A 6,388-nucleotide genomic window follows, 5' to 3' on the forward strand; every position below is an offset into this window, starting at 1 on the left:
GAGACTTCAAGAGTGACGACGATGATTTCCTTGACTGACGTGCACAAGACATACGGCCAAACGCACGCCCTCGATGGATTGACGCTGCAAGTCGCTGAGGGTCAGGCGCATGGCCTCCTGGGTCCAAATGGTGCTGGCAAGACCACAACCTTGCGAATCCTGCTGGGATTGGCACAGGCGGACGCTGGAGAGGTGTCTGTGCTGGAAATGGATCCCTGGCGAGACGCTGCGCAGATTCATGGACGGTTGGCCTACGTCCCCGGCGACATTGTCATCTGGCCAGGGCTTTCCGGTGGTGAGTTCATCGATGCGATCGGACGATTGAGATCCGGATTCAATCTGGTCCGACGCGATGAGTTGATCGAGGCCTTCGAATTGGATCCCCGTAAGAAGGTGCGCGCGTACTCCAAGGGAAACCGGCAGAAGTTGGCACTCATCGCTGCGCTCGCCTGTGATGTGGATCTGTATCTGTTCGATGAGCCAACTGATGGACTGGACCCATTGATGGCTCAGGTCTTTCGCGATCAGATCACCCGCCTTTCGCGTGCGGGTCGAACCGTGCTGCTCTCAAGTCATGTGCTTGCAGAGGTGGAGGCGGTCTGTGACTACGTGAGCATCGTTCGCGCCGGACGCCTGATTGAGTCAGGGTCGCTTGCAAGCATGCGTCACCTGTCCCGCACGACTCTTGTCGTGAAGTTGGAGCGCATGGCACCTGACCTGCCCGAACTGCACGACATCACGCGAAACGAGAGAAGCATTCAGGCGACCGTCGACACCGATGCCATCCCTGAACTGATGAACGTCTTGGTCAACTACGGAATAGAAGCCCTCGAGGTACGCCCGCCCACTCTTGAGGAGATGTTCATGCAGCACTACCGCGAGGATCCCGTGCAGTGAGTGGGCAGTCCCCATCCGCAGTTGCCTGGGCGCATCTGGCCAGATTTCGCATTCGCTTGGATCGCCTGCGGATCCTCACGTGGATCCTTGTGGGCCTGTTCCTCACCGCGATGGTGGCAGCGACCTGGGACTCCCTGTATCCCACGGCGGCCGAACGTGTCAGCTTCGCGGCAACCCTGCAGGCTGCACCGGCGCTCACGGCCTTATTGGGCCCACTGCAGGCTCCGGAGTCAACGGGAGGGCTGACCACTTGGCGAGTCGGTGGGATAGCGACCCTGCTGATGGGCATCGTGATCGTCTTCCTTGTCGTGCGCAATACGCGGGCAGACATGGCGACTGGTCGAGCGGAATTGCTGCTGAGCGGGCGGCTGCGCAGAAGCAGCGTCATCAGCGCTGGAGTGGCACCTGCAGTCGTGCTTGCGCTTGGGGTTGGACTTGCCTGCACGGGAGCACTCGGACTCGCGGGGCGCGGATGGACCGGAGCCTTGATCTACGGCGCGAGTATCGCGGGTTCGCTGCTGCTGTTTGCTGCTGTGGCATCCCTTGCGGCCCAAGCGGTCAATTCCACGCGAGGGGCAAATGGGCTTGGCATCCTTCTCGTAGTCCTGGCGTTCATAGTCACGGCAATCGGGTTCACCCGCGATTCAAGCATCCTCACCGATCTCACGCCTTTCGGATGGCTGTCGAAGGCCAGCCCATTTGCCCAAAATCGGATTGGGTGGGCTCTGCTGCCGTGGCTCGTGGCTGCACTGGTATTCCTGGTGTCGGTCGCCCTGGCTTCCAGAAGGGACATCGGCTCGGCCTGGGTTCGCCAGACCCTTGGCCCAGTCCATGCGGCGCGCTGGTTGTCCAATTCAGCTGCCCTGCTCTGGCGGGTGGACATGGGCTTGATTCTCGGCTGGATAGGCGGCTTGTTCGCGCTCTCGCTGTTCATGGGCTTTCTGACCGGTTCAATGACCCAACTCATCCAGGACAGTCCGCAGATCCAGGAGCTGATGAATCGTCTGGCTGCGGATTCATCGGCAAGCAGCCTCACGCCGCTTGTCTTGGCGTTCACGGCGCTCGGTGCAGCCGCATATCCAATCTCGCTTCTCCTTCGCCAGGCCAATGATGAGGCCGAGGGCAGACTGGAGCTGCTCCTGAGTACGCCAAGCCGACGCGGTCAGATCCTCGGGGCTCGGTTGTTGGAGGCCTTCCTTGGATCGATCGTTCTGCAGGTGCTCGTCGGCATTGGGGTCGGAACTGTGACGGGGTTCTTCGCCGATGATCGCCGGCAGACATTCATTGATTCCATTGGGTACTCCGTTGTTGCCCTGCCCGCCATCTGGTTCATCGCAGCCTTGACGGCACTGATTGTGGCTGCAGCTCCTCGACTGTCCTGGCTGAGCTGGCTGGCACTGGCGTGGTGCGTCGTAATAGGTGAGCTCGGACCCTTGATGAATCTGCCGGAGTGGACTCAACGCCTGACGCCCTACTGGTACAACGCACACTGGCCACTGGATTCCACCGCCGGGCCCGCACTGATCATGGTGGTGCTCGCCACGGCCATGGTGGTGGCCGCGTTCGTCACCTTCCAACGGCGCGGGATTCCGAGCTAGTCCTTGGAGTAGTCGGGCAGGAAGCGCAGCAGGACGGTGCCATCCTCGACGAGCACCTGCGAGAAGGAGCCCTGCACTGGTGCATCAAGATGGCCGATCAGGCTCATGGTGGCTCCCTGGATCATCGGTGTGATCGTCAGGAGTAGTTCGTCCAGCATTTGAGCACGAATCAGGCTGGTCAGCAGAGCTGGTCCGCCTTCTGAATGCACACGCGTGAGCCCGCGCGAGTGCAAGACCTTGAGCGCGACCGCAAGGTCGACCTGCTCGACGCCACAGGCAATCAAGTCAGCACTCGCCTTGAGCCAGGCAGGGGCAGAGTCAATCGCCTTCTGGGTCGTCAGCAGGAGCGTCGTGGGTGAGTCAGGTGTGGTTCGGGCGAACAACGGGAGATCGTGTGGCACTGCAAGTGTGCGCGAGACAAGCGCGACAGGCACTGCTGTCGGGCGGTATCCCTCGGCGCGCGCCGTCCCTGCGCCTACCAGGATGACATCGCTGTCTCGCCGCAGAGCTCCGAAGACCTTCTTGTCAACGGGAGTGGCGATAGTTGCTGATCGACCGTCTGCTCCCACTGCAGCGCCGTCTTGGGTCATCACCATGTTGCAGCGCACCCACACTCGCTCTTTAGTAATGGAGGAGGTGGGCCATTCATACAGGGCGGGACTGAACTCGACGTCGGTCAGTTGACCTTCGGCCGCATCAATCCTTTGCATCTGCCGATCCTCCCACGGCGCCTATGGTTTGGAATTGTCACTAGGCAAGTGGTTGGCTACTGGGATGGAACTCTCCGGAATTCTCAGCGGGCTGTTTGCCGGAATCGTGATCGGCCTGATTGCCCGAATCCTGGTGCCGAGCATGCAACCCATCGGATGCCTGCTGACGATCTTCATAGGAATCCTTGGTGCGGCCGGCGGATTGGCTCTGGCGGCTGCTGGAGGCTGGGAAGACAGTTTCTGGCTGACCTTCATCACTCAAATTGTGATCGCCACCATCCTCGTGGCCATCGTCGCTTCACTCTTCAGGAAGAGCTCACCATGACATCTGGATCGCTGGATCGCCGCACGTTGCTGCTCGGGCTCTGCGGAATTACCGCTGCCGGCTTGGGCACTGCTCTGCTTGCAGATGGAGCGCAGGCAGCCACCGGAATCAAGGTGCTGGCAAACGGCCAGGCGGCCTTGACCGTCAAGCAGATTGCCGGACTCGCGAAGGTCGGTGGCTCAGTCAATCTCGGGACTGTCAAGGGGGTTCCCACCGTTGTCGTCCGAACCGGAGCGTCCACGTATGCGGCCCTTGATCTGCGCTGCACCCATCAGGGCGTCACCGTCCAGAGTGCCAATGGAGCCTGGGCATGCCCTGCGCATGGCTCGAGGTTCGCCGCAAATGGAGCCGTGACGGGTGGGCCGGCGATGCGAAATCTCAACTCCGTCAAGAGCACATTCAAGAATGGCGTACTGACAGTCGGATAGCTGCGAAAAGAAGAAGGCCCATCGCGATGCGACGGGCCTTCTGACGTGGGCGATACTGGAATCGAACCAGTGACCTCTTCCGTGTCAAGGAAGCGCGCTAGCCCCTGCGCCAATCGCCCAAGACCGGAGAAGACTACACGTGCAGGATGCAGTGGGGTCAGTTGGTCAAGGCAGGCTTCACACCTCGAGGTGGAGACGGGATTTGAACCCGTGTAGACGGCTTTGCAGGCCGTTGCCTCGCCTCTCGGCCACTCCACCGGTGCGCTTGAAGGCGCTGTCCGCGCCAAATTGGCGCTAACGAGCGGACGACGGGATTCGAACCCGCGACCCTCACCTTGGCAAGGTGATGCGCTACCAGCTGCGCTACGTCCGCATGACCTGAACGGTCGATGAAGAAGACTATCTGACGTGCCGCACTGACGCGAACGTGGGGAGAGGCGCGCGGCAGAATGGTGAAGTGATCATTCAGGCTGACGAAGCGGTGGCATACGCCGGCGGCTTGTGGGCCACTGAACTCATGGAAGTGAGCACTGACTGGTCAGTCCTTGATTCCACGGGGCGATGGATCTGTGTGGTGCCGTATGAAGGTGTTCCGCAGTTCTTGCGCTTCGCTTCGTGGACAGCCAGCACTCCGACACTGACCGACAGCACTTGGATTGGCCCGGGCGTGGATTCGTGGATGAGTTCCATGAGCCAAACGGAGTACATGGACGCTGTTGAAACCACGAGGGAAGCCGTCGCAGCTGGTGAGGTCTATCAGGCCAATATCTGTCGCGTGCTTCGCGCTCAACTTGGCACGCAAGATCGGGACATTGCCGCATTGCACCAACTGCTGATGCGCGACAACCCGGCGCCGTTTGCCTTCATGCTGCGCGTGCCGACTCTAGGTTTGCATATTGCCTCCGCCAGTCCGGAGTTGTTCCTGTCTCGAGAGCAATCCCTCCTGGTCTCCGGGCCGATCAAGGGCACCGGACGAACTCGTGTGGACCTCACAGACAAGGACCGAGCAGAGAACATCATGATCGTTGATCTTGTCCGCAATGATCTGGCGCGGGTCTCTGCTGTCGGCACGGTGGAGGTGCCAGATCTCTTGCTGGAGGAAACGCATCCTGGCCTCGTGCATCTCGTGTCGCACGTGTCGGGTCGCCTGATTCCCCGGACGACCTGGGAACAGATATTCGACGCTACGTTTCCACCCGGTTCGATCACGGGTGCACCGAAGTCGACTGCGGTGAAGTTGATTGCAGCCCTGGAACCGGCCAGTCGATCCTGGTACTGCGGAGCAATGGGTTGGGTGGATGCCGACGAGGCAGGCGCTGGACTCAGCGTTGGCATCCGAAGCTTCTGGATTGAAGGCAATGAGCTGTGCTTTGGTACCGGTGCAGGCATCACCTGGCTCTCCGACGCAGAGCGCGAGTGGCAGGAGACGGAGTTGAAGGCGGCTCATCTGATCACTGTGGCCGGACAATCGTGGGACGCAACAGATGGGAGAGTGTCGTGATTTGGTGGGGGACTCTGAACGGGGGTGAATTGCTGGAGGATTCGGCGCGGCCCATCTCGTACCTGGACCGAGGATTTCTTGTGGGCGAAGGCGTATTTGAAACTCTCGTCGTACACAGCGGAGTGCCATTTGCCTTGACGCGGCATCTGTACCGGCTGGAACGTTCGTCTCAGATTCTCGGACTGCCCACCCTGAATCTTGACGTGATCAAGGCTGCCATCGCAGATGTCATCGACGCGAACCGCACTTCGGTTGGAGAGCTCGCTCGGTTGCGCATCACACTGACATCAGGAGATGGCCAACCCAGCCTGCTGGTGACGCTGACGGCACAAGCCGCTTGGCCCGAGACCACGAGTGTCATCACTGTGCCTTGGGTGCGAAACGAACGCTCAGCAATCGTCGGAGCCAAGACCACGTCCTATGCAGAGAATGTCGCGGCTCTTGCGGCAGTTCATGCAAGAGGAGTCTCAGAGGCGCTCATGGCCAATACCCAGGGACTGCTCTGTGAAGGGACGGCATCCAACGTATTTGTTGTCGTCAATGGCCAGATTCAGACTCCCTCGCTCAGCAGTGGCTGTCTGCCTGGCGTTACCCGCAGCCTTGTGCTGGAGTGGTTCGGTGGGATCGAAGCGGAATTGCCGTACGAGGTCCTGCAATCCGCTGATGAGATATTCCTGACGTCATCAACGCGCGAAGTGCATCCTGTCGAGCTGCTCGATGATCGTCGGCTTGATGTGCGTCCGGTGGGGACTGACTTGCGAGCACGATTCGTGGAGCTGAGAAAGAGCAAAGTCGATCCTTGATACAGTTCTGCGCATTCCGGGCGATTGGCTCAGTGGTAGAGCACTCGCTTCACACGCGAGGGGTCACTGGTTCGAACCCAGTATCGCCCACCAACCGGAACGCTTTGGTATGGCGTTGTGGCGTAG

The 6,388-nt window shown here is 60.2% G+C and carries 7 protein-coding genes and 4 tRNA genes; 7 read left to right on the forward strand and 4 right to left on the reverse strand.

Translation table 11 applies throughout. From position 1 onward, the window contains the following. Window positions 1-12 precede the first annotated feature (12 nt). Both Q8M73_08070 and Q8M73_08075 read left to right on the forward strand, forming a co-directional pair. The gene (locus Q8M73_08070) at window positions 13-897 is read left to right on the forward strand and encodes an ABC transporter ATP-binding protein (GenBank protein ID MDP2288506.1); all 885 of its coding nucleotides are present in this window, start codon (window positions 13-15) and stop codon (window positions 895-897) included. Further along, complete coding sequence (locus tag Q8M73_08075) at window positions 894-2,495, forward strand: hypothetical protein (protein ID MDP2288507.1); 1,602 nt, start codon at window positions 894-896, stop codon at window positions 2,493-2,495. Before Q8M73_08070 ends, Q8M73_08075 begins: the two co-directional genes overlap by 4 nt. Here Q8M73_08075 and Q8M73_08080 read toward each other — a convergent pair. Further along, window positions 2,492-3,205 (reverse strand): dihydrofolate reductase family protein, encoded by a 714-nt coding sequence (locus Q8M73_08080; protein ID MDP2288508.1) that lies wholly within the window; start codon window positions 3,203-3,205, stop codon window positions 2,492-2,494. The genes Q8M73_08075 and Q8M73_08080 overlap by 4 nt on opposite strands. A 34-nt stretch (window positions 3,206-3,239) precedes the next feature. Between Q8M73_08080 and Q8M73_08085 the strand changes: the two genes are divergently transcribed. Beyond that, entirely contained in the window at window positions 3,240-3,530 is a 291-nt protein-coding gene (locus Q8M73_08085; protein MDP2288509.1) for a GlsB/YeaQ/YmgE family stress response membrane protein, read from the forward strand. Continuing rightward, entirely contained in the window at window positions 3,527-3,958 is a 432-nt protein-coding gene (locus Q8M73_08090; protein MDP2288510.1) for a Rieske 2Fe-2S domain-containing protein, read from the forward strand. The genes Q8M73_08085 and Q8M73_08090 overlap by 4 nt, the downstream gene beginning before the upstream one ends. Window positions 3,959-4,004: 46 nt before the next feature. Here the strand turns inward: Q8M73_08090 and Q8M73_08095 are convergent. The 3 genes from Q8M73_08095 to Q8M73_08105 form a co-directional block, all read right to left on the reverse strand. Further along, a tRNA-Val gene (locus Q8M73_08095) sits at window positions 4,005-4,077 on the reverse strand. Window positions 4,078-4,145: 68 nt separating this feature from the next. Further along, a tRNA-Cys gene (locus tag Q8M73_08100) sits at window positions 4,146-4,216 on the reverse strand. A gap of 42 nt (window positions 4,217-4,258) precedes the next feature. Further along, window positions 4,259-4,331: transfer RNA gene (locus Q8M73_08105), tRNA-Gly, on the reverse strand. A 90-nt stretch (window positions 4,332-4,421) separates the two neighbouring features. Here Q8M73_08105 and Q8M73_08110 point away from each other — a divergent pair. The 3 genes from Q8M73_08110 to Q8M73_08120 all read left to right on the forward strand — a co-directional run bounded on the left by Q8M73_08110 (window position 4,422) and on the right by Q8M73_08120 (window position 6,355). Continuing rightward, window positions 4,422-5,459 carry a chorismate-binding protein gene (locus Q8M73_08110; protein MDP2288511.1) on the forward strand — a complete coding sequence of 346 codons (1,038 nt, stop codon included), beginning with the start codon at window positions 4,422-4,424 and terminating at the stop codon, window positions 5,457-5,459. Then, window positions 5,456-6,262: an aminotransferase class IV gene (locus Q8M73_08115; protein ID MDP2288512.1), complete on the forward strand. Its 807-nt coding sequence runs from the start codon at window positions 5,456-5,458 to the stop codon at window positions 6,260-6,262. The genes Q8M73_08110 and Q8M73_08115 overlap by 4 nt, the downstream gene beginning before the upstream one ends. Before the next feature lie 18 nt (window positions 6,263-6,280). After that, window positions 6,281-6,355, forward strand: a tRNA-Val gene (locus tag Q8M73_08120). Window positions 6,356-6,388 lie beyond the last annotated feature (33 nt).

It is taken from the genome of Actinomycetota bacterium, assembly GCA_030684515.1.
Lineage (GTDB): Bacteria > Actinomycetota > Actinomycetes > S36-B12 > S36-B12 > UBA11398.